The organism is Microbacterium sp. zg-Y625, assembly GCF_030246925.1.
Lineage (GTDB): Bacteria > Actinomycetota > Actinomycetes > Actinomycetales > Microbacteriaceae > Microbacterium > Microbacterium jiangjiandongii.
Genome location: NZ_CP126740.1, coordinates 2,202,363 through 2,225,214, shown reverse-complemented (window position 1 = coordinate 2,225,214; position 22,852 = coordinate 2,202,363). Strand labels below are relative to the sequence as shown.

Here is a 22,852-nt window from a genome sequence, read left to right as displayed (position 1 = left end):
ATGCAGCTGCAAGAGATCTTCGCCAAAGACGTCCAGCGTCCGATTGAGGGCGTCGTCAAGGCCGACGATGCCCGGAACCTAGGCACCGAGGTGGAGGAGTATGTCCTCACGAACGAGGCTGCCAAGGGCCTAGAGCAACTACTTGAGGCGTACACCAATTACACGAACGCCAACGGTGTATGGATCTCAGGGTTCTTTGGCTCCGGCAAGTCCCACTTGCTCAAGATGCTTGCCCATCTTCTCGGCGATGTGGAAGGCCAGAACTACCCGCGCGATGAGGTCTCCGAGACATTCCGCGCGAAGGCTGAGGGTGCCTTCCTGCCCGCGCTGATCACCAAGGCCGAGCGAATTCCAGCGAAGAGCCTGTTGTTCAACATCGATCAGAAGGCTCCGCTGATCAGCAAGGACCAGGCGGACGCGCTGCTGCGCGTGTTCGTCCAGGTGTTTGACGAGTCGCGCGGCTATTACGGGGATCAGGGGTTCATCGCCCGGTTTGAGCATCAGCTCGACGAGGAGGGGCAGCTCGACGCGTTCAAGAGTGCTTTTCGGGGTATCGCTGGCCGGGAGTGGGAGGAACGCCGTCCGAGCTTCGGTCTACCCACCGTCCGCAAACAGGTCAATGAGGCGTACGCCCAAGTGGCCGGCATCGATGCCGCGACAGCGCCGGATATTCTGAAGACCTACCAGGACACCTACTCGGTCTCTATCGAGGACTTCGCCGACGAGGTGAAGGCGTGGCTGGACAAGCAGGAGAAGGACTTCCGGCTGAATTTCTTCGTCGATGAGGTCGGGCAGTTCATCGGGAACAACACCCACCTGATGCTGAATCTCCAGACAATCGCGGAGTCGCTGAACACCAAGTGTCAGGGTCGGGCGTGGGTCATGGTGACCTCGCAAGAGGACATGGATCGTGTGATCGGCGACCGCACTAAGCAGCAGGGCAACGATTTCTCGAAGATTCAGGCGCGCTTCAAGACCCGCGTAAAGCTCACGAGCGCTGATGTCGAGGAGGTCATCAGCAAGCGTCTGTTGACTAAGAACGACGCGGGTGCTGCGGCCCTGAGCGAGATCTACGCCGAGGAGTCGGCGAACTTCAAAACCCTCTTCGACTTCGTCGACGGGGCGAAGACGTACCGGAACTACACGACCGAGGAGCAGTTCGTCGGCACCTACCCGTTCGTCAACTACCAGTTCCCGTTGTTCCAGGCTGCGATCGAGGGCATCTCGGACCACAACGTCTTCGAAGGCCGTAACAGCTCGGTCGGCGAGCGTTCGATGCTCGGCGTCGTGCAGCAGGTTGCTAAGGACATCGGCGATGTGAAGGTGGGCCAGCTCGCCACGTTCGACAGCATGTTCGCGGGCATCCGCTCGTCGCTGAAGTCGGCGGCGCAGCGCTCGATCGACGTTGCCGAGCGCAACCTGGAGAACCCACTCGCCGTGCGGCTGCTCAAGGCGTTGTTCTTGATCAAGTACGTCGACGGGTTCCGTGCGACAGCACGCAACCTGACGGTGTTGGTTTACGACAGGTTCGGCCTCGACCTTCCCGTGCTGGCAAAGCAGGTGCAGGAGGCGCTGACGCTGCTGGAGACGCAGACGTACATCCAGCGCAGCGGCACCACGTATGAGTACTTGACTGATCTTGAGCAGGACATGGAGAAAGAGATCAAGGCCGTCGATATCGACGCCTCGGAGCTCTCCGCCCGGCTCAACAAGATGCTCTCCGGTGACGTGATGAAGACCTCCAAGCTGAAGTACGCCAAGAACGGCCAGGACTTCGGCTTCGGCTACAAGCTCGACAACCAGGTCTTCGGGCAGCAACGTGAGTTGTCTTTGCACTTCATCACCTCGGAGTATCCGTACTCGCCTGAGGAGACCCGCATGCACAGCGCGGGCAAGGATGAGCTCCTCGTGATCATGCAGCGCGACGACCGCGTGCTCGCCGATCTGCGGCTACTCATCAAGACCGAGAAATACACCAAGCGGAAGCAGACGAGCTCGATGTCGCCCGACGAGGACCGCATCTTGCGTTCCAAGGCGGCACAAAACGTGGAACGCGAGAAGGAACTGGTCGAACGCATCAAACGCGCGGTCGGCTCTGCACAGCTCGTGATAAACGCGGCCGACGTGTCCTCGTCCTCGCAGGACCCGCTCGCTCGGGTAACGGACGGCTTCCAGCACCTCATCGCCCGCACTTACACCCAGCTCAGCCTGCTCGGCGGGGTGACCTACTCCGAACAGCAGATCGCAGGTGCAGCCAACCCCGACCAGGGTGGCATGTTCGACGCGACGAGCCTGTCGAAGCTTGCCGCGCCCGGTGACGAGATGCTCTCGCATGTGCTGCGCCGCGATCGCCTCGGCGAGCAGGTCACCGTCAAGGCACTCATCGACACCTTCGGCGCGAAGCCGTACGGCTGGGACCTCGCCTCCATCGAGGTCGTGGCTGCGCACCTCGTCGGCGCCGCGAAGGTAATGCTGTCCGTGGACGGCAATACGCTCAAGCGAAGCGAGGTACCTGCGTACCTGCGCAACACACAGAAGCATCCGCACATCGTGGTTGCGCCGCAGAAGAGCTTCGACGACCGAAAGGTTGCCGCGTTCCGCTCCTTCTGTATCGACTTTTTCAGTGACCCGGCCGTGACGAAGGATCCGCTGGAGCTGGCGCACTACGGCGGCGGGAAACTGCGGGCAAAGCTCGACGAGCTCAAGGCCCGAGTCAGCGGCTCGAAATACCCCTTCGTCGCCCAGCTCGACACGCCGATCGCGCTGCTAGAAACGGTCGTCGGCAAGCCTGACGAGTGGTACCTGACCGATTTCACCCTCGGCGACGACCTGTTGGAGGCGAAGGACGACGTCATCGATCCGATCGAGACGTTCCTCAAGGGCAACCAGCGCACCATCTATGACGACGCTGCCAAGCTTCTACGTGATAACGCTAGTAACCTCACCTACCTTCCCCACGGTAGCGACGCGGAGGTCACCCGGCTGCTCGACGACCCGCAGGCATTCCGCAGCAACAAGATGACCCAGCTCAAGCATGCCGCTGACGCTCTGAGCCGTCAGATTGCCGATGCCGTGAATGCGAACCGCGCCGACGCGGTGGCCGAGATCGACGCGCGTCGCGATGCCCTACGGATCAGCTCCATCTTTGTGGCAGCCAGCGATGAAGCGCAGACGGGCGCCGTGTCGCGGATCGACATGCTCATCTCTCGCGTCGGCTCTGAACGGCAGATCGCTGTTATCCGCGAGCTCGCGAACGGCTTTGAGGAGACCGGGTATCCCGCCGTCCTTGATCAGCTCGCAGATGCACCTCGGGAGTCGGATCCCGATGTTCCCCCCGCTCCGGTGAAGCAGACCGTCTCCATCAAGACAATCACCGCGCTCGGCGTGACCGGCCCGCTTGAGACACCCGACGACGTCGATGCCTACCTCGCCGCGTTGCGGAGCTCCCTCATCCATGCCCTCGACGACGGAAAGCGGATCGCACTCTGATGAATACGGCGTCGTTGAAGTTGTTTGCTACATGGGCGCGGGTTGAGTTGGTTAGGGAGGTGGGTGCGCGGGTTGCTGCGGTGCTTGCTCCGGGGTCGGCTGAGCGTGTGGAGGAGGCGGCCGCCGTGGGGGCGTTGGAGCGCGCGATCGCTGCGGCGGGTGGTGGTGTGACGGGTCGGGCGAAGGTGGCTGAGAGGGTTGCTTACACCTGGTTTAACCGGATCGTCGCGTTGCGGTTTATGGATGCTAATGGGTACACCGGCATCGGCGTGGTATCGCCCTATGGCGGGGCGTCTGCCGGGCAGCCCGAGGTGCTCGCCGACGCTAAGCGTGGCGTGATCGACACGGATGTTGTCGGTACGCGCACCGCCGAGGGGATTACCGCGTTGCTGGACGGCGCGCGACCCAGCTCTGATCCGCAGGGTGAAGCGTACAGTCTGCTGCTGGCGGAGTACTGCCGCTACTGGCACCGCTCGATGCCGTTCATGTTCGAGCGGGAGGGCGACTACACCGAGCTGCTCATGCCCGCGAACTTGCTCGCCGACGGCTCCGTGCTCGCCCGGGCGGTCACCGTGCTGAACGCGGAGGTGTGCCAGGACGTTGAGGTCATCGGCTGGCTATACCAGTTCTACATCTCGGAGCTGAAGAGCGAGGTGTTCGCCGGGTTTAAGAAGAACAAGAAGGCCGGTCCTGACGAGATCCCCGCGGCCACGCAGCTGTTCACCCCGCACTGGATTGTCCGATACCTGGTGGAAAACTCCGTCGGCCGGCTGTGGATGCTTAACCATCCGGAGTCGCGGCTGGTGGACCAGATGGACTACTACGTCCCCCCGGTGGACGAAGAGACCGACTTCCTCAAGATCAGCACACCCGAAGAGTTGACTGTGATCGACCCGGCGTGCGGGTCGGGGCACATGCTCACTTACGCTTTCGACCTGCTCTACGCGATCTACGAGGAGCAGGGGTACGCACCGTCTGAGATCGCTGGGCTGATCCTCACCCATAACCTCTTCGGCACAGAGATCGACCCCCGCGCCGGTGCTCTTGCCGCGTTCGCCCTCATGATGAAGGCCCGCGCCCGCCAGCGCACGTTCTTCAACAAGCAGGTCAAGCCGAACATCTGCGTCATCGCCCCGATCTCTTTCACCCCCGACGAACTCGACTACCTCGTCACCCCGGACGGCGACCGCCACGCTGAGGAAGCGTTCTGGAACCAGTTCGCCGAAGCCGACACCTTCGGATCCCTCATCCAACCCGACGCCAGCCTCACCACCCGGCTCGCACGTCACTTGAGCGCGCTCGATGACGGCGGAGACATGATTCGGGCCGCCGCGCTGGACTGGGCGCAACGCGCACTGAGCCAGGCAGAGTATCTGAGCCGACGATACGCAGTGGTGGTTACCAACCCGCCGTACATGGGCAACGGAAATATGTCAGAGCGTCTGGCCAAGTACCTGGGTGACCGGTTCCCGTTAGGCAGGTCGGACCTGATGACGGCATTCATGCTCCGGTCATCTGATCTGACCGCCCAGGCTGGCTTCTGGGCGATCATTGACCTGCCTGCGTGGATGGTGCTCAAGTCGTATGAGAAGCTCCGTGAGCAGCTGTTCCGCACGCACTTTCTCGTCTGCCTGGCCCAATTTGGTCGCGGAGTCTGGGGATCCGACTTTGGCTCGGTTGGCTTCGTCTTCCAGAAGGCGTCGCCTAATGGTCGCCGCGGGTCATATCGAAAGCTCTTCGAGAGGCACGTAGATGTGCGAACCAACGCGGAGATCGAAGCGCTCTTCCTGGACCCCGACTACAACGCCTTCGTAGTCGACCAAGCCGACTTCGTTGTGATCCCCGGGTCGCCGCTCGTGTACTGGCTCTCGGGCGCTATGCGGCGAGCCTTCTCAGAGGGTGTGCCCCTCAGCTCAGTGGCGGAACCACGCCAAGGGCTGCTCACCGGCGATAGCGGAGCATTCGTTCGTGAATGGTGGGAGGTGTCCGCTAACCGGATCTCGTTTTCGAGTGGATCGCGAGAGCTCGCCAAGGCGTCTGGCGCCCGCTGGTTCCCCTACAACAAGGGCGGGGAGTTCCGGAAGTGGTACGGAAACCACGAGCACGTTGTTAACTGGGAGGACGACGGACACATAATTCGCGCCTTCGGTTCAGAGGATGGAGGGAAAGTTCGCTCGCGACCCCAGAACGTTGACTACTACTTCAGGTCGTCGGTTTCCTGGTCGAACGTAAGCTCGGGATCGCCGGCATTTCGTTCGTACCCGCCGGGGTTTATCGCCGCTGGAAGTACGGGGGATGGTGTTTATCCGCAGTCGGAAGACCTCTCGATGAGCATCTTGGGCATTCTGAACTCCTCTGTCACGCATGAACTTCTGGCCGCCCTTGCCCCGACTATCACTTTTAATGTCGGCACGATCGCCAATCTGCCGATTATCCTGCCAGGGCCGGAAAGCGAAATCGGCGAGGTCGTCCGGAATCTAGTCGGAATCGCTCGCGCCGACTGGGACCAGGCTGAGACGTCATGGGGCTTTGAAGTCAACCCGCTGGTCGCACGCAAATCCCCTTCTCTCGAAGAACGAGTACGCAAACACCAGTCGTCAAGCGAGGAAACGGCTGAGCGCGTTCGGTACCTAGAGACGCGGAACAACGAGGCAGTCGCCGAGCTGTATGGGCTGGCCGGCGATGTTCGAACGTCCGTGGAGCTCTCTCGGGTCTCGTTGAGCTGCAATACTCGATTCCGTTTTGGCGAGGATCTCCCAAGTTCCGAGTACGAAGCCCGGCTCAGGACTCTCGCCGTCCAAGACCTGGTCTCCTATGCCGTGGGTTGCATGTTCGGTCGCTTTAGCCTGGATGAACCGGGGCTGATCCTTGCGGATCAGGGGGCGACGTTGCAGGACTACCTCGCGAGGGTTCCGTCTCCTACGTTCATGCCGGATAAGGACGATGTCATCCCGATTGTCGATGGTGATTGGTTCGAGGATGACATCGTTGAGCGGTTCCGCCAGTTCCTGCGTGTGGCGTTCGGTGAGCAGCATTTTGAGGAGAACTTGCGGTTCGTCACTGAGTCTCTTGGGGTGAAGGATATCCGCACCTATTTCGTGAAGTCGTTCTATAAGGATCATGTGCAGAGGTACAAGAAGCGGCCGATTTACTGGCTGTTCTCGAGTCCGAAGGGCTCGTTCAACGCGCTCATCTACATGCACCGGTACACGCCCTCGACGGTGTCGACGGTGCTCAACGAGTATCTGCGTGAGTTCCAGGCGAAGCTTCAGGCGAGCCTCGTCCAGGCGGAGCGCTCGAACAACGTGCGCGAGGCCGAGCGTCTCCGGAAGGTTCTGGTGGAGTTGAATGAGTACGAGCACGACGTGCTCTACCCGCTCGCGACGCAGCAGATCGCCATCGATCTCGACGACGGTGTGAAGAGGAACTACCCGAAATTCGGCGCCGCGCTGAAGAAAATCCCCGGTCTGGAAGCCAGCGATGAGTGAGATCGCGGGAGTCCGCGATAACCTCGCGCGTCGATTCACTCGGCAGCGGGTGGTTTTTTGGCACGACCCCGAGGGTGACTATGCCGCAGAGCTTCAACACCTAAACCTGCCGGGGGTCACAGCCATTCAGGTGGCGAACGACGAGTACGCGATCAAGCATCGTCTGCTCCACGAAGAGCCGACGGGGAAGTTCCTGGTTTACCGAGGGGGCGCCGTTCCGACCGGTGTCGGCAACTGGCTGCTCGACCTCGAGCTCGCATACGGTGTCTTCACCGCCGACCGTGTCTCGCTGATTCGGACCGAGCTCGGCCTCACGGCCGAGGGGATCGACGAGGCCCTCCGGGCTCACGAGAAGTTCTTCCGTGCTGCCAAGAGGGTGCAGTCACTCAAGGCGCTTCTTGAGCCGGGCGATAGCCCGGACCAGCTTCGCGCGAAGATGACCGCTGTGCTCCTTGGCCAACAGGAGCACAGCCTGCTCGAACTCACTCGTGCGCTCCTCATCGAGAAGGCGGCCGGCGGTAACGCTAAGTTCGAGTCGCTCGTGGACTACCAGCTTGACGAGTTCTACTGGGGCGGGATCGCGAAGATTTATGGCTACACGTGGTCGAGCCCGACCATCGACGACTTCGTGCTGTGGATGTTCCAGCAGGCGATCCGCGGGTTCCGCAGCGACCAACCAGGCGGCTTGCGGAACATCCAGCTCGACTTCAACAGCCTGCGCTTCGACCTGCGCAGCCAAAGTGCCCTTGCAACGCTCGCCAGGCGCACAGCAAAGAGCATCGGCTACGCGAGCACGATCGAGAGCGCCAACTTCCGCGATCTCGTCAGCAACGACCTCTTCGAGGAGGTCGAACAGAAGATCATCAGCGACCTCGCGCGCGAGGTCGCGGCTCGCACTGCGACCGCCCGCGAAGTGGCCGAGGTGGTTCGCAAACGGAAGAGCAGCATTTGGGCGGGGGGATACCGGAAGCTCTACGCCGCGATCGAAAGCGGCTCCGAACTACTGAGCGAACTCTCGACACTCACGTTGACGATCACGTCATTCGATGACGGGCTCGACCGGTACCAGCAGCAATGGTTCCGCATCGACCAGCTCTACCGGCAGTTCGTCTACGCCGCGCGCACTGCCCCGCACTCAAAGCCTCTGGAAGATCTGCGAAGCGAGGTCGAGAAGTTCTACGCCAATAAGTTCCTCTTCGAGCTGGGCAATGCCTGGCAGCCACACGTCGACGCGGCCGGAAAGTGGCGTTCATCGTTGCTGCGCCCGCAGACCGCCTTCTACCCGGAACACGTCGCCCCGATCACCAAGGGCGGCCGCAACAAGGCGGTCGTGATCGTGTCAGACGCCCTGCGCTACGAGGTCGCCGACGAGCTGCGCACACGCATCCGCCAGGAAGACCGGTTCGACGCCGAACTTGACGCGGTACTCGGCGTGCTCCCTAGCTACACCCAGCTCGGCATGGCCGCGCTCTTGCCGCATAGCAAGATCGGCCACTCACACGACGGTGATCCCGTGCTGGTCGACGGGCAGCGCACCGATGGCTCAGCGAACCGGACCAAGGTGCTCAAGGCGGTCGACGGTAAGGCCATCCAGGCCGAGGATGTGCTTTCCCTGTCCCGAGACGAGCTGCGCGACCTGTACAGCCAAAACCAGGTGCTGTACGTCTACCACAACCGCATCGACGCTACCGGCGACAAGGCCGGTACGGAGCGGCAGGTTTTTGAGGCGGCAGAAGAGACGTTGCGAGAACTCGTCGACCTAGTGAAACGACTGACGAACGCAAACGCGACGAATATCCTCATCACCGCCGACCACGGCTTCCTCTTCCAGGACAGCGCGCTTGCAGATGCCTTCTACCTCTCCACGCTTCCGCAGGGCGACGAGATCGTCACAACGAACCGCCGGTACGTGCTTGGCCGGGGCATGAAGCAGGACAGCGCCTTCCGCACGTTCGAGCCCGAGCAGCTGGGGTTGGACAGCGACCTCCAGGTGCAGCTCCCAAAGTCGATTCACCGTCTGCGACTACCCGGTGCCGGCTCCAGGTTCGTCCACGGCGGCGCGTCCCTGCAAGAGATCGTGGTGCCGGTGCTGACGATCAACAAGAAGCGACGAAGCGACACTCGTCTCGTCCACGTCGAGGTGCTGCCGGAGTCGGACAAGATAACCACGGGGCAACTCGTCGTGAAGCTGTTCCAGTCGGAGCCGGTGAGCGAGAAAGTGCAACCACGCGCCGTCCGCGCTGGCCTCTACGTCGGCGAGACGCTCATCTCGAACCAGCCGGAGCTGACCTTCGATCAGGAGTCGAGCGACAAGCGCGACCGCTACCAGAATGCCAACATGCTGTTAAGTCAGGACGCCAACGACTACAACAACCGCTCTGTGGAGTTCCGCCTCGAAGAGCGCATCCCCAATACCAATCAGTGGCGCACCTACCAGAAGGCGCTCTACACGCTCCGGCGGTCGTTCGCCTCGGACTTCGATTTCTAGGGAAGCATCTATGAGTCTCGACAGCACTACCATCACCGAAGGAGCGGCCGAGGCCGACGCACCTCCCGCGCAGTCCGACCTCGACCGCAAGATCAACCAGCTCTTCCCCGGCGTCGTGGTCCGTAAGGATCTCGTCAAGGCGGTCAAGGGGAACGCGATCGTGCCCTCATACGTGTTGGAGTACCTGCTCGGCCAATACGCCGCGTCCGACGACGAGGCGACCATCCAGGCCGGGATCGCCGCAGTCCGCAAGATCCTCGCGGACCACTACGTGCAGCGGAACCAGTCCGAACTGGTGAAATCCACAATCCGAGAGCGCGGGCGACACCGCATCATCGACAGGGTCGCGGTGACGCTCAACGAAAAGGACGACGTCTACCAGGCGGAGTTCGCCAACCTCGGCATCAAGGGCGTGCTCGTCGAACCCGCCACGATCAAGGCGCACCCGAAACTCCTCACTGGCGGCGTGTGGTGCATCTGCGACATTGAGTATTTTCACAGCGAGGACCAGCGCGTCGTCCCTTGGATTCTCGGCTCGATCAAGCCCATCCAGCTCTCGAACTTCGACTTCGAGGGCTACCTCGCCGCGCGGCGCGAGTTCACCACCGACGAGTGGATCAACCTGCTCATCCAGTCGATCGGCTTCAACCCCGAGATGTTCGGCCGGCGCGCGAAGCTGATCCAGCTCGTACGTCTGATCCCGTTCGTCGAGCGCAACTACAACCTCGTCGAACTCGGGCCGAAGGGCACCGGAAAATCGCACATCTTCTCGGAGTTCTCGCCACACGGCATGCTCATCTCCGGCGGAGAGGTCACCGTTCCGAAGCTGTTCGTCAACAACTCGAACGGCCGCATCGGTCTGGTCGGCTACTGGGATGTCGTCGCCTTCGACGAGTTCGCGGGCAAGAAGAAGCGCACTGACAAGGCGCTGGTCGACATCATGAAGAACTACATGGCGAACAAATCGTTCTCCCGCGGCGTCGAGACCCTCGGCGCCGAAGCTTCCATGGTCTTCGTCGGCAATACCTCGCACACCGTGCCGTACATGCTTAAGCACTCTGACCTGTTCGACGAGCTACCCGAGAGCTACCATGACTCCGCCTACCTCGACCGGCTGCACCACTACATCCCTGGTTGGGAGGTCGACACGATCCGCGGGGAGATGTTCTCCGAGGGGTACGGCTTCGTCGTCGACTACATCGCCGAAGTGCTCAAGTCGATGCGCTCGGCCGACTACTCCGACCGGTACCAGCGGTACTTCACGCTGTCGTCCGACATCTCGACGCGCGACCGCGACGGCATCCACAAGACCTTCTCGGGCCTGATGAAGCTGCTGTACCCGCATGAGGAGGCAACCCGCGAGGAGGTCGAGGAGATCCTCCGCTTCGCTATTGAGGGGCGTAAGCGCGTCAAGGATCAGATACTTCGGATCGACGCGACGATGGCCGATGTGAAGTTCGGGTTCACTGACAAGGCCGGTGCGTGGTCGCCGGTGACGACGCTCGAGGAGGACGAATACCCGACCCACTACAACGGCGGGCAGTCGGGCGCGTCGGTGGAGGATTCGCGGCCCAGCACCGAACGGTCAGTACATGCAGTTCCGGCGACCCCTCCCATCTCCAGCCCCGTCCCGGCCGAACTATTCGAGGGGCACCGGGACTTCTTGGAGAACCAGCGGGGACTCTCGTTCGAGACCCTGCTCATGCCCTATCTGCGCGGCGCGACAGGGATCGATTTGCACGACCCGTACATACGTCAGGCGCACCAGGGTCGCAACCTGGTCGAGCTGCTGGCGCTTATCGCCTCTGAGAAGGACCCGGCGGATGAAGTTACTGTCAACCTGTTCACAGCGCTCGACGACGATCCCGAGCATCAACCGAAGCAACTCCGGATGCTCAGCGACATAGTTGAAGCTGCGGCCCAGCAGGGCGTGAGACTCAATATCGAGAAGGACCCGGGCGGCCACGATCGATGGATCCGAACCAGCAACGGCTGGCGTATAAACCTGGGCCGCGGCCTCGACATCTTTCAGAAATCCGACGGCGGGTGGTTCGACCTCGGAGCGAGTCGTCAAGAGTTCCGCCAGGTCCGCGCCTTCGGGATTACGTACATCCGCGAGAGCACGAGTCCGGCTATGGAGAGGGCTGAATCGGCCTGACTTTCGTTTCGTTCTTCAAGCGAGGATGGAACGCGATGAACAGGAGGTACGAGCCGGAGATGCGTGAACAGTGTGGCGAGGGGGTCTCCGATCGCGGCGTTCGCGAAGCTGTCCATGGTCCGTTGTCACGACGACGTAGACATACCGATGGCGTCAACCCGTCCGAAGCGTCTTGGGCTCGCTCTCGGCGATGCTACGGCCCGATTGAACCACGAGCGCGAGGCATAGGTTCCGCTGCGTTGGTCATCGTCGTTGGTTCGGCACGGCCACGCCACGCGCCCGCGTGAACACCCGGCCCGTGAAGCATCGAAAGCGAATTCGTCCGCGGTAGCCCTAAGATCTCCCCTACGCACGGTAAGCGCGTGGGGAGATCCATTTAGAAGCGACGGACGGGTGTGGCGCCGGGGCCGAAGCTGGTTCCGATCTGCGCAGAGATCGCTATCTGGCGGCGGGCGATATCGCTCACCATTCGCTCGTCGATCTCTCCCGCACGGACCTGACGACGGAGCTCTTGGGTGGCCTGATGGACGGGGGCGCTGCCATCGTTGGCGAAGTCGAACGCGTAGGAGATTTGGCCGAGCTGCTTGTATGCAAGGTGCGGGAAAGGCAAGGCGGCCTTCGGGTAGTCGCCATAGAGGATCCCACCCGGAAGCTGCCAGGCGAGGCCCCGGTCCGCTGCGAGCACGGTCCACCCGGCCCGCTCGTACAGGGTGATCGCCTCGGTGGGCACGTGGGCAGTGATCAACTTGGCGCCCGTAGCCTTCGCTCGTACGGCGCACTCGCGGAGCAACCCATTGCCGATACCAAGACCGGACCGGCCTACGTTGGCCGCAAGGAACACCAAGTTGGCCACTTCCGGCTCATACCCCTGGCCGCCGGGTCGCGGGAAGGGCTGTTTGTAGGCGTATCCAACGACCCGGCCGTCGATTCGCGCGACAGAGAACTCGAGCAGCAGTTCGCGCGCAACCCGCGGTTCGAAAGGGGATGGCCTGCCCTCGGCGTACCTCTCGATCAAGGGCAAGGCTACCGGCAACCTGGTGCGCGAGAGATCAAGAATCGCTTCGGCATCGGCCGGTGCTGATGGGCCGAAGACTACCGTCGGCCGTTGAGGGGAAGCGGCGGCCTCACGGGCTGCGCGCTTCCTCGCGCTCTGCTTGCCCAACACGGACTCCTCCCCAGGCGCGTCGCACCCTGATGACGAACGTACCGCTCATCTGGTCGATTACTGACTCGCCGGGTTTACCGCAAGTCGATTGGCCCTCCAACGATCCCAGTAAGCGCTGGGACGCACTTCAGCTCTCGCTCGAAGTGCGGGGAGCATGACCCGGTTTCCCGGACGGTTCTTGGGTGTTGATCATGCCGCGATCTCGGCGGCGGTGTGAAGGGCTTCGTAGTCGGCGGGGCTGAGGTAATCGAGGGCGGAGTGCCGGCGGCGAGGGTTGTAGAACCCCTCGATCCACTCGAACATGGCCGACGCGAGTTGCGTCCTTGAGTCCCAGGACGTGCGATCCAGTAGCTCGCGCTGCATCGTCGACCAAAAGCTCTCGGTGAGGGCATTATCGACGCTTGAGGCGACTCTGCCCATCGATCCGAGCAGCCCGGCTTGGCGGAGTCGGTGGCCGAAGAGCCAGCTGGTGTATTACGCTCCTCGGTCCGCATGAACCACGGTTCCGGGCTCGGGGCGGCGTCGCCAGCGGGCCATCTCGAGCGCGTCGACGACTCTGCGCGGCTCATCTTCGTAGGTCCGCCGACCATCATCCGCACATCGGTCGGCGGTCGCCAGCTTCAGGCGCCGCTCGTCCCTGTGACGGATCGACGCCGCGCGACGGAGAAGAACACTAGCCCGGTCGCGAGCACCAGCAAGTTCCAGAAGATCAAGAAGTAGATCAACCCTACGTGCGGGATAGTGAGGGGAGTCCCCGCCATGCCAACGAGAGCCAAGATTCCGCTCGCTGCCGCGGCAAATAGCGAGCCCAACGTGATCAGTACTATTCCGAAAACCTTCACAGTTCGCTCCTTTGTGTCGGCGCAACGCGGTGCGGCATTCCACGCTCAGCGATGCGAATGCAGCCTGCCCCAACATAGCGTTCCAACGCTGCGCCGCTGACGCCGCATCTGCCCGAGCGGGCCCATCCGCGGCCGCCCGGTCGGCTGGTCGGGGGAGTGATGACGATAACCGCGTCAGAGCCCCGCGCCCGGCCCGCAACTGGGATGCCGCCCGTGAGCGGCTGGCCGCGCTGGTCGCCAAGGCAGTGCGCGCGCCCGCCGCGCCTCGGCGACCCACGAAGTCGACCCGGGGTGCGAAGGAACGGCGACTGACCGCGAAGAAGCAGCGCACCGACACCAAACGGCTGCGCCGCCGGCCCGAGGACTGACGGCATCGCGAGGATGCCGAGACCTGGGCGCTTTCGCGATGTCGCGGCGCGCCGTGCGGGGGGAATCGACGCGACGCCGGAACTCCGTGCGAGGGGCCTGCGTGGGATATCGGTACCCCACTCCGATGTGGTGCGCGCCATCAGCGGCAGTGTCGGGGCGCTCCCTAGACTCAAACGGGACAGTGGAGTCAGGAGAACCGATGGCAGAGACGAACGTGCGTCGTGCGGCGCGAGTGCGAGCAGGGCTTGAATACTTGGCCATGACGGCACCCCAGGGCGAGTACGTGCCGATCAGCGACGTCTGGTCGGACGCAGAGCGTGCAGTCCCGCTCACAGACCACGAGACGGAGCTGAACTCCCGTGGACTCCGTCGGGGCGAGACCGACTGGCGCTGGGCGAGCGCCTACCTGGTGGCAGCTGGCTGGTTGCGAAAGCACCCGGACGGCTCGGGAAAGTGGGCCATCACCGAAGCAGGGATTCGGGCGCTCGAGGAGTTCGCGGGCGACGGTCTGCTCGCCGAGGCCCAACGGCTGTATGCGGTTGGACGCCTCGAACTGCAGGCGAGCATCGAGGAAGCGCTTCCGAGTGTTTGGGTATCTGCGGACGCAGCTCAACGGAAGCTCTTGCTGGCGGCTCGCTCGTGGGTGGAGGAAGGGCTGCAGAACGGGGGGTCGGTCTTCAGCCCTGCGCAATCGATTTGGAATGTCGAAACGGTGTCCGCGCTTCACGCGAAGTGGACTACATCGTCGAAGGTCGAGGGCAAAAACTTCGTCGAGAACCTCGCGATTCAGCTCAGGGATCAAACGGATGCGGTCAAGCTCCTGATGGCCGAGATTGTCGCCCTCCAGGTCCTGCCGATCGCTTCAGTGATGGGGCATGCCAAGAAGACCGAGAAGGTGCAGGCCGTCCTCGAACTCATGGAGCACCCCGTGTCGATCCCCACCGTGTTCGACGAGGCGTTCGGCGGCGGAGCGTTCAACCCTGGCACGGGAATGATGTCACGCATCAATCATGCGGTGACGATCATCATTAATCTCGCGAAAGCTTGGGTCGACCTCGATACGGACGCTCAGGAGCGAGTGCTCGGCGATGCGCGCGCGTGGCGAGCGTTCGTGCTGTCGGTGGATGGTGACGCGTTCCCGACCCAGCGATATGCGCTGATGTATCTCGTGCACCCGGGTTTCTTCGGGCCGATCGTGTCAGAAGATCACCGTCAACGTATCCGTGAGGCGTTCATCGGCGAGATCGGTGGGCAGTTCGGTGACGACGCCGATGATGATCTTCGACGGATCGTGATCGCGCTGCAGCTGAAGAGCGGCAAGCCGGTCAATTTCTACGCGAGCCCGCTGCGAGATCGATGGCACCCCGACACGCAACCGCAGCCACTTCCTGACCCGGCCACCCTCACGAAGGACGGTGAGGATGACGAGGGTGATGACGTACTAACCGACCCGCGCGGCTTCATTCCAAGCCAAATCGATGTCGCGAGTCTGAGCGATACGCTCAACCTGGATGCTGACTGGATCGCGCGGGTCGTGAACGCGCTCCACCGGCGCGGCCAAGTGATCCTCTACGGACCGCCGGGCACCGGCAAAACATTCGTCGCCAAGGCTCTGACCGATGCGATCACTGGCCGACCAGACGCTGCCCGTCGCATCCAGTTCCATCCCTCTTACACGTACGAGGACTTCTTCGCCGGCTACCGACCGCGCGAGAAGAACGGACAGCTCGTCTTCGAACTCGCGAAGGGGCCGCTGAGCCGCATCGCCGAGGACGCGCGCAGAGACCCCGATGTCGCCCACGTTCTCCTGATCGATGAGATAAATAGGGCGAACCTGTCCAAGGTGTTCGGTGAGCTGTACTACCTGCTCGAGTATCGCGATGAGGCAATCGATCTTCTCTACGCCGGTTCGGGCACTGATGGTGGCGATACCTTCTCGCTTCCGCAAAACGTCCTCATCATCGGCACGATGAACACGGCTGACCGCTCCATCGCGCTCCTCGACTCGGCAATGCGCAGGCGCTTCTCCTTTTTCGAACTCCATCCGGATGTCGCTCCGGTCGCAGGGATCCTTGATCGATGGGTTGAAGACCATCCGCAGAGGTTCGCGTTGCCGGCCCTGTTCGCAGAGCTGAACGCCCGGATTCGGGAGCGTGAGGATCGGATCGGCCCGAGCTACCTGCTTCGCTCGGAGAAACTCACAGCGCACGACCTGGCAGCGATCTGGACCGAGAACCTGCTCCCGCTTCTGGAGGAACGTCATCTGGGCACAGGTGTCGACGTCGCGTCTCGGTTTTCGCTCGATTCGCTGCTCGCCGCCCTCCAGCCCGGACCCGGCGCCGCTGAGATCGCCGCGACGGACGACTCGGCAACGGCAGAGTCGATCTGATTGCGGCAATGGCCGAACGCATTTTCATCCGAGAGAAGGGCGAGAGCTTCGTCGACCTGACCCTCGAACAGGCGATGCAATTGCAGGACTTGCGATTCTGTCGGGTCACGCCGACTCCCGTCGTGGGGAGGTGGCGGATAACTGACGTGGGGAAGGTCGGAGTCGCGGTGGTTGCGGGCTGCGAACTCCGTGTCGTGCCCAAGACGCCGCTCGAGAACATTGTGTTCATGGCGTCCCTTGGGGGGCTTCAACTCCGCCTCGGCCCCAGCGAGACCGCCTACGGCGCCGATGCGTCGATCCCGGTGGCAATCGCCCGGGCGTTCATCGTCGCGCTTGATGAGGCGACGCGGCGGGGGCTGCTGAAAGGCTACCGAAGCGTTCAGGATTCAGCCTCGGTCGTGCGAGGTCGGTGGGATATCCCGCGTCAGCTCGGCAAGCGGCCAGGCATCCCGCTGCCCATTGAGATCGACTTCGATGACTTCACAGAGGACATCGACGAGAACCGCATCTTGCGGACCGCCCTTCGCGTACTTGGTCGGCTCGCTGGCGTAACGGATGCGCTCGGCCACAGCTTCAAGGCGATGCAGGTGCTCTTTGCGGACGTCGAGTCGTTGCCACGAGGCCTCCCGCTTCCCGAGGTTCGCCTGCACCGTCTCAACCAGCACTACGCCGCTCCGCTGCGGCTCGCACGGGTGATCCTCGAAGCCGTCTCGTGGACGCATCGCGCGGGAGCCGCTATCGGCGGAACGTTCCTTGTCGACATGGCGGCTGTCTTCGAGGGGTACATCGCGAATCGACTTCGGTCGAACCTTGCGAATGTTGGGCTCGACGTTAGCGCGCAGGATCGACGCTGGTGGCTGGACACAGATCGAGCGGTCGCGCTCCGACCAGACATCGTAATATCGCGTGGCGGAACTCCTCTTACGGTCGCAGACACCAAGTACAAGGTGCTCGGTGATGGGCAGGGGTCGGTGCCGAATGGCGACGTCTATCAGGCGGTCGCGTACGCGCTCGCTCTGCACGTTCCGACCGCACACCTCATCTATGTCTCAGGCGATGTCGTCGCGCGAGTTCTCGACGTTCCAGCGGTAGGCGTCCACGTCCATGTCCATGCGCTCCCGCTCAACGGGACGATTGAACAGGTGGAATCTGGCGTTGCCGACCTCACCGCAGTGCTTACGGCTGACGTGGGGCCGTCGAAAGGCAATTAGCCAGGTGCACCAGGGGTCTATTTGCCGATGAACCCCTTGGCGGATTCAACCGGTCATCGCAATGGGTGGTGTGAGGGTAGGTTGCCGTTCATGAGCACCGTTGACCTGAGCGACTTCACGACCGCTGAATTGTTCGAGCTTCACGCGCGGATAGGGCAAGAATTCGCGCGCCGCGGTGTATCTCGAACGTCTGGAAGCATCCAGGGCGAGGTAGGCGAGGCGCTCGCGCTTGCGGTCTACGGCGGCACGTTGCCCGCGCCCGGTACGAAGGGATACGACCTCCTCGATGCGCAGAGCCGGCGGGTGCAAGTCAAGACGCGCACCCTTCCACGCGGGGTTGAGCGGATCTTTCAGTTCCGAACCCTCGACATCGATCTGGCCGTGTGTGTTCGGTTTGACCGAGCGACGAACGATCTCGACTGGGCCAGGGAATACGAGGCGCAGGAGCTCCGGTCTCTTGTATCTGCGCATGCGAGCGGGCCTAGGCTCGCGACGGCACGCGCTCGGGAGAATGGCCGGGACGTGACTGCGGCATTTCGCTCCGCGTACGAGGCCCTGCGCTCGGAGTCTCCGCGATCGTCGACCGGGGCTTAAAGGACGCTACTAGTCGACGCAATGTGAGCAAGCGCCGCTCACCGCAAGTACCGTGAAGCATCTGGGGCAGACGGCGCTCTGTGACGCCGCCACTTCTGCGCCTCGGGCTCGGTGCGTTCGTTGGTTTCGTGGGCTGGGATGGCTGGGTTCAGTGATGACAAATCCCAACTCTTTCAGGCGTCTCGCGGCCGCAGCCTTGCCGCCTTGGACGCCGGTTGCCGCGTGCCCGTGCTGCCGCTTGTACGCGGCGGCAAATACTGGTTTGGTGTCGTAGTGCCGTCCTTCGTGAACGAGGTAATAGTCGAGTGACTCGCGGTAGCGATACTCGGCGAGAAACGCCTCCCGTCCGATGCGATCGAACTTCTCAAGTGCCCAAAGAACCGCCGAACGGTCTGTGAGTGCCGTATACGAAACCATGCTCGGACTCTATCCAGCAGCGACGACATCCGATGGCCCGGTTTGGTGCTTCGCGATCCCGCGCGCGAGCGCGGCGGTCCGCGACAACAGCTGCTCGGGTCTTCGCTGAAATTGCGGCATGATCAAGGCACGCGAACTGTCCAGGAAACCGGGTCACGCTCCAACTGCGTCAGGTGTAGCGCTGGGCGCCCTACCTGATCGTCTTCGGGCGGCTAGCTGTCTCGGTCGTCTGCGCGCCGCCCATACCGTGCGAGCAAGTGCCACACCTTCTTGAGCGATTGCGCGGGGTGGAGTCCTGAACGGGCGGCGACCCCGATGACGTCGGGAGTCAACTCATCCGCGAGGGATGCCGCGAGGGCTGCGTACCGCGGCCCTCGGTACCCGGGGTCAAGCGCATCCGTGTTGACTCTGAAGCCGGGATGGAAGTCGACCTCGGAAAGGCGCGCCGCGGCCGCATGAACGGCCGTTCCTCTGTAACAGGGGTCGAGAACGATCGCTTCGACATCCCTTGCGAAGGTGACGCCCCCGTGGACGTGCGCCTCGACATAGCGATCCAATGGCTCGAGGTCGTCGGACAGCATCCGCTCGACGAGCGCTGGCAGGTCATCCACGCCCCCGATCCGGTCCGGGTCGAACACCGAATCGGGGTAACAGAATGTCGCTCGTGAAGACGCCTCGGGCGCGAGGCGGAGGAACGCTGAGCCGAATCGCGGGGCGGCTCCGTGCATGTCTCCGAGGTCGACCGCCCCGTACACCGGGCGAGCGTCAGCGGGTGTCGTGTCGTAACGGCCGTTGAAGAGGCGGCTTTCCCATCGCCAGCGATCGCCGCCGGGATGAGCCGTGAGACCTCCGTTGGACGTGCCGGTCTCGAACTGAGAGAGGTACCGACCGCTCGAGGCCATGGCGTCGAGAACTGTTGTGCTGCGATAAGGCCAGTCCGGATGGAAATGGAGGAGGACTCTCGTGGCCACGGGGCGAGATTAGCAAGAGCCCGCGTGCGCGCCGCGGGCGGGTCAGGGCAGTCGTCAGGCGGCCGGCGGCGTTCCGCCGGCCGCCGCGGCGTACCGCTCCGCCAGCCGCGCGAACGCCGCCGCCAACTCGGGCGGCTCGACCGCCTCCACATCCGCGTCGAACCGTCCGAGCGACGCCGCGAGCGCGACCCAGGACCACGACCCCGCCGTGTAGCGGCTGCGGTCCGGTCCCAGCGCCTCGACCACACCGTCGCCGGCGAACGGCAGCACGGCGTCGACGGGCAGGTGCAGGATGACTGTTCCTGTGCACGGCCACGCGTCACCCTGGGTCGAGCCCTTGAACCGCCCGGCCACGAACGACGCCGCATCGCCGCCCGGCACCTCGCGCGGCGCGAACGCCAGCCGCGTCGGCGCGCGCGGCGTGATGCGATCGGCGCGGAAGATGCGCCAGTCGTCCACGTCGAGGTCCCACGCCACGAGGTACCAGCGACCGTGCGACGCGACGAGGTGGTGCGGCTCCACCCGGCGCGGCCGCGGCGGCTCGGCATCCGCAGCCCTATCACCGGAACCGCCCGGGCTCGCGTAGTCGAACCGCAGCACCTCGTGCGCGCGGACGGCGCTCGACAGCGCGATGAGCACCTGCGGCGACACGGATGCCGCGGGGCCGTCGCCCGGGCGGGGCGCGGTGGTGAAGGCGATGGCATTCAGGCGCTGGCGCACCCGCGACGGCATCACCTGCCGCACCGTGGTGAGCGCCCTCAGCGCGGCCTCTTCGATGCCGGCGCCGGCTACGGTCGCCGCCTGCAGCGCGACGGCCAGCGCCACGACCTGGTCGTCGTCGAACAGCAGCGGGGGCAGCTCACTGCCGGCATCCAGTCGGTATCCACCGTCGGGGCCCATGGTCGCCTCGATGCGATAGCCCATCTCGCGCAGCCGCTCGATGTCGCGCCGCACCGTGCGGTGAGTGATTTGCAGCCGGTCGGCGAGCACGGCGCCGGGCCAGTCGCGTCTGCTCTGCAGCAGCGACAGCAGTTTCAGCAGCCGGGAGGTTGTCGTCGTCACGCCTTGACTCTAGGGGGAGTGGAGGACCGAATCAGTCCTCTACTGCTGCGAGAGTGGGCGCAGCCGGGACGGACCCGGCGACATCCCTACAGGAGCAGACATGAGCATCACCACGACCACCCACCTGAACTTCCGCGGCGACGCCCGCGCGGCCCTGGAGTTCTACCGCTCCGTGTTCGGCGGCGACCTCTCCATCGCCACCTACGGCGATTTCGGGATGCCGCGCGAAGCCCCCGGCGCCCAGAACGTCGTGTTCGGGCAGCTCGAGAGCGAGAACGGATTCCGGCTCATGGCGTACGACATCCCGGGGGAGGGCGGCGGTTCGGCGGCGAACGCCGGCACGACCCGCCGCGAGAACGGCGTGACCCTCACCGACCAGCCGTTCTTCCTGTCGGTGCGCGGCGACGCGCTCGACGAGGTGCAGGGCTACTGGGACGCGCTCTCGGCCGGCGCGTCGATCGTCGAGCCGCTCGCCGCCTCGGCCTGGAGCCCCGGCTTCGGCATGCTCACGGACCGCTTCGGCGTGACCTGGATCCTCGACGTCGCCGCCTCAGGCAACGGTCGCTGACGCTGCGGGAGGCGCGCGCGTGCGGCGTGCGTGCCTCCCCGCCGTTCAGCGCGCCACGAAGGCGTCCGCGAGAGTACCGTGATGCCCGCTAGGCTCCGTCGACGATGACGGCGCCGAATGCCGAAGAAGGGTTCTTCCGATGACTGAGTCGACGAACGCATCGGCGGGTATCTCCGCCGCGGAGTTCCACCGCGCCCCCGACGTCTCGGACTGGCGTGTCACCGAGACCGGCCCGCACGCCGTCTTCACCGCGACGTCGCTGGCGCAGGCTGCCGAGCTCATCGCCCCGATCGTCGCCGCATCCGAACGCTTCGGCATCCTGCCCGACGTCGACCTGCGGCCCGAAGGGGTCGTCGTGCGCGTACCCGACCGCACGCAACAGGGCATCCCAACGGCCTCCCCGCAGTTCGCGGCCGCGGTGTCGCGCGCCGCTGCCGAACGGGGACTGACCGCCGACCCGTCGCTTGCCCAGTCGGTCGGCATCTACGTGGCACAGCACTCGCAGATCGACGTGCGACCGTTCTTCCTGGCTGCGCTCGGCTACGAGCCGCTCGGCGAGACGGATGCCGTCGACCCGCTGCGCTGCGGCCCGCAGCTGGCCTTCAACCCGATCACCGGCGATGCCCCGGCACGCGGGCGCACGCACTTCGATGTCTTCGTGCCGGCCGATCAGGCGCAGGCGCGGGTGGATGCCGCGCTCGCCGCGGGTGGCCGGCTGGTCGATGACACCCAGGCGCCGGCGTGGTGGTCGCTGGCATCACCCGACAACCACGGCGTCGACATCGCGTCGTGGACCGACACCTCCGCGTGAGCGTCGGTCACTCTGCCAGTGCCTCCCGCAGCAGCTCGATGGCCTTCGGGCCCACTCCGTGAAGCGTCGCGATGTGATCCAGACCCACGCGTCTGACATCGTCCATCGTGCGGATCTGAGCTTGAGCCAGGGCACGGCCTGCGGGCGCGCCGATCTTCGGGAGGTCCATGCGGTGGACCCTATCTCTGACGGCGCCCGTTTCCGACCTGACATTCTCGGCCGTGGCTGAGACGTCGTTGTGGTTCCGACTCACCCCTGTGCGCAGTAGGCTCCGACCCCGAGGGTCGCGCCAGGCGGTCATGTGAGCCGGCCGTCGGCTGGTGACAACGGGAAAGCGCGAACGATGTGGTGTGCAGACGCAGTGACCGTGCGGAAGACCGCGCCGTCATGGGGGTCCGCCGCATGAGCAGGACGGGCGCGCACGACGGACCGGGCGGTCCGAGGCGGAGCGCACCGTGGGTGCCCGTGTCCGCTGCCCTCGGCTGGGTCGGACTGTTTGTGCACAATATGGCCGATTTACCCGGTCAGACGATCGTCAGCCCGGAATCGGTCCTCCCTCTGGCACTGACGGTCGTGCTCGTCGCTGCGTGGTTCACGCGGCTGCGATCCGTCGCGGCGTGGGCCCTGTTGGGGTGGGGTGTGTTGAACCTCCTGGGCGCAATCTTCACCGTGCTGCCCCTGCCGATCCTTCCCTTCGATCCGGCTCAGACACCCGCCCACTACTCGTTCCACGTGCTCTACGGGATCACCCAAGTGCCGCTCGTCGTCACGACCGCGCTCTGGCTCCGGCGTCGGGCATAGCGGTCGTTTCCTCACGCTTGCCTGCGGCC

The 22,852-nt window shown here is 63.9% G+C and carries 17 protein-coding genes; 11 read left to right on the top strand and 6 right to left on the bottom strand.

The genetic code is table 11. The features are described 5' to 3' along the window. The 4 genes from brxC to brxL are packed head-to-tail and all read left to right on the top strand — an operon-like array spanning window position 1 to window position 11,623. On the top strand, window positions 1-3,489 hold the full coding sequence (brxC, locus tag QNO14_RS10220; RefSeq protein ID WP_257505179.1) for a BREX system P-loop protein BrxC: 3,489 nt from the start codon (window positions 1-3) through the stop codon (window positions 3,487-3,489). Further along, complete coding sequence (pglX, locus tag QNO14_RS10215; protein ID WP_257505178.1) at window positions 3,489-6,977, top strand: BREX-1 system adenine-specific DNA-methyltransferase PglX; 3,489 nt, start codon at window positions 3,489-3,491, stop codon at window positions 6,975-6,977. The genes brxC and pglX overlap by 1 nt, the downstream gene beginning before the upstream one ends. Then, window positions 6,970-9,465: a BREX-1 system phosphatase PglZ type A gene (gene pglZ / locus QNO14_RS10210; RefSeq protein ID WP_257505176.1), complete on the top strand. Its 2,496-nt coding sequence runs from the start codon at window positions 6,970-6,972 to the stop codon at window positions 9,463-9,465. Before pglX ends, pglZ begins: the two co-directional genes overlap by 8 nt. Window positions 9,466-9,475: 10 nt before the next feature. Continuing rightward, a complete protein-coding gene (gene brxL / locus QNO14_RS10205) occupies window positions 9,476-11,623 on the top strand; it encodes a BREX system Lon protease-like protein BrxL (RefSeq protein WP_257505175.1) in 2,148 nt (715 codons plus the stop codon). A gap of 376 nt (window positions 11,624-11,999) precedes the next feature. Here the strand turns inward: brxL and QNO14_RS10200 are convergent, their stop codons facing one another. Next, window positions 12,000-12,785: a GNAT family N-acetyltransferase gene (locus QNO14_RS10200; RefSeq protein WP_257505174.1), complete on the bottom strand. Its 786-nt coding sequence runs from the start codon at window positions 12,783-12,785 to the stop codon at window positions 12,000-12,002. Between the two features lie 192 nt (window positions 12,786-12,977). Then, complete coding sequence (locus tag QNO14_RS10195) at window positions 12,978-13,208, bottom strand: integrase core domain-containing protein (RefSeq protein WP_257505173.1); 231 nt, start codon at window positions 13,206-13,208, stop codon at window positions 12,978-12,980. A 72-nt stretch (window positions 13,209-13,280) separates the two neighbouring features. On the opposite strand from QNO14_RS10195, the gene QNO14_RS10190 reads away from it, so the two are divergent. From QNO14_RS10190 to QNO14_RS15355, 4 genes are all read left to right on the top strand, one after another. Beyond that, window positions 13,281-13,508 (top strand): hypothetical protein, encoded by a 228-nt coding sequence (locus QNO14_RS10190; protein WP_257505172.1) that lies wholly within the window; start codon window positions 13,281-13,283, stop codon window positions 13,506-13,508. Between the two features lie 690 nt (window positions 13,509-14,198). Then, window positions 14,199-16,388, top strand: coding sequence for an AAA family ATPase (locus QNO14_RS10185; RefSeq protein ID WP_285184258.1), 2,190 nt, complete (start codon window positions 14,199-14,201; stop codon window positions 16,386-16,388). A gap of 8 nt (window positions 16,389-16,396) precedes the next feature. After that, window positions 16,397-17,599, top strand: coding sequence for an McrC family protein (locus QNO14_RS10180; protein ID WP_257505170.1), 1,203 nt, complete (start codon window positions 16,397-16,399; stop codon window positions 17,597-17,599). A 27-nt stretch (window positions 17,600-17,626) separates the two neighbouring features. Next, complete coding sequence (locus tag QNO14_RS15355; RefSeq protein WP_374113919.1) at window positions 17,627-18,193, top strand: DUF6998 domain-containing protein; 567 nt, start codon at window positions 17,627-17,629, stop codon at window positions 18,191-18,193. Window positions 18,194-18,202: 9 nt separating this feature from the next. Here QNO14_RS15355 and QNO14_RS10170 read toward each other — a convergent pair whose 3' ends face one another. From QNO14_RS10170 to QNO14_RS10160, 3 genes are all read right to left on the bottom strand, one after another. Beyond that, window positions 18,203-18,610, bottom strand: a complete 408-nt coding sequence (locus QNO14_RS10170) for a ScoMcrA-related endonuclease (RefSeq protein ID WP_257505168.1) — start codon at window positions 18,608-18,610, stop codon at window positions 18,203-18,205. Window positions 18,611-18,822: 212 nt separating this feature from the next. Next, window positions 18,823-19,581 (bottom strand): DUF3626 domain-containing protein, encoded by a 759-nt coding sequence (locus tag QNO14_RS10165; protein WP_257505167.1) that lies wholly within the window; start codon window positions 19,579-19,581, stop codon window positions 18,823-18,825. A gap of 54 nt (window positions 19,582-19,635) precedes the next feature. Beyond that, window positions 19,636-20,643: a helix-turn-helix transcriptional regulator gene (locus tag QNO14_RS10160; RefSeq protein ID WP_257505166.1), complete on the bottom strand. Its 1,008-nt coding sequence runs from the start codon at window positions 20,641-20,643 to the stop codon at window positions 19,636-19,638. A gap of 100 nt (window positions 20,644-20,743) precedes the next feature. Between QNO14_RS10160 and QNO14_RS10155 the strand changes: the two genes are divergently transcribed. Together QNO14_RS10155 and QNO14_RS10150 are read left to right on the top strand one after the other, a co-directional pair. Next, the gene (locus QNO14_RS10155; protein WP_257505165.1) at window positions 20,744-21,211 is read left to right on the top strand and encodes a VOC family protein; all 468 of its coding nucleotides are present in this window, start codon (window positions 20,744-20,746) and stop codon (window positions 21,209-21,211) included. A gap of 139 nt (window positions 21,212-21,350) precedes the next feature. After that, window positions 21,351-22,022, top strand: coding sequence for a VOC family protein (locus tag QNO14_RS10150; protein WP_257505164.1), 672 nt, complete (start codon window positions 21,351-21,353; stop codon window positions 22,020-22,022). 7 nt (window positions 22,023-22,029) lie between these two features. On the opposite strand, the gene QNO14_RS10145 is transcribed toward QNO14_RS10150, so the two are convergent. Beyond that, window positions 22,030-22,191 (bottom strand): helix-hairpin-helix domain-containing protein, encoded by a 162-nt coding sequence (locus QNO14_RS10145; protein WP_257505163.1) that lies wholly within the window; start codon window positions 22,189-22,191, stop codon window positions 22,030-22,032. A 296-nt stretch (window positions 22,192-22,487) separates the two neighbouring features. Between QNO14_RS10145 and QNO14_RS10140 the strand changes: the two genes are divergently transcribed. Beyond that, window positions 22,488-22,823, top strand: coding sequence for a hypothetical protein (locus tag QNO14_RS10140; RefSeq protein WP_257505162.1), 336 nt, complete (start codon window positions 22,488-22,490; stop codon window positions 22,821-22,823). Window positions 22,824-22,852: the final 29 nt, after the last annotated feature.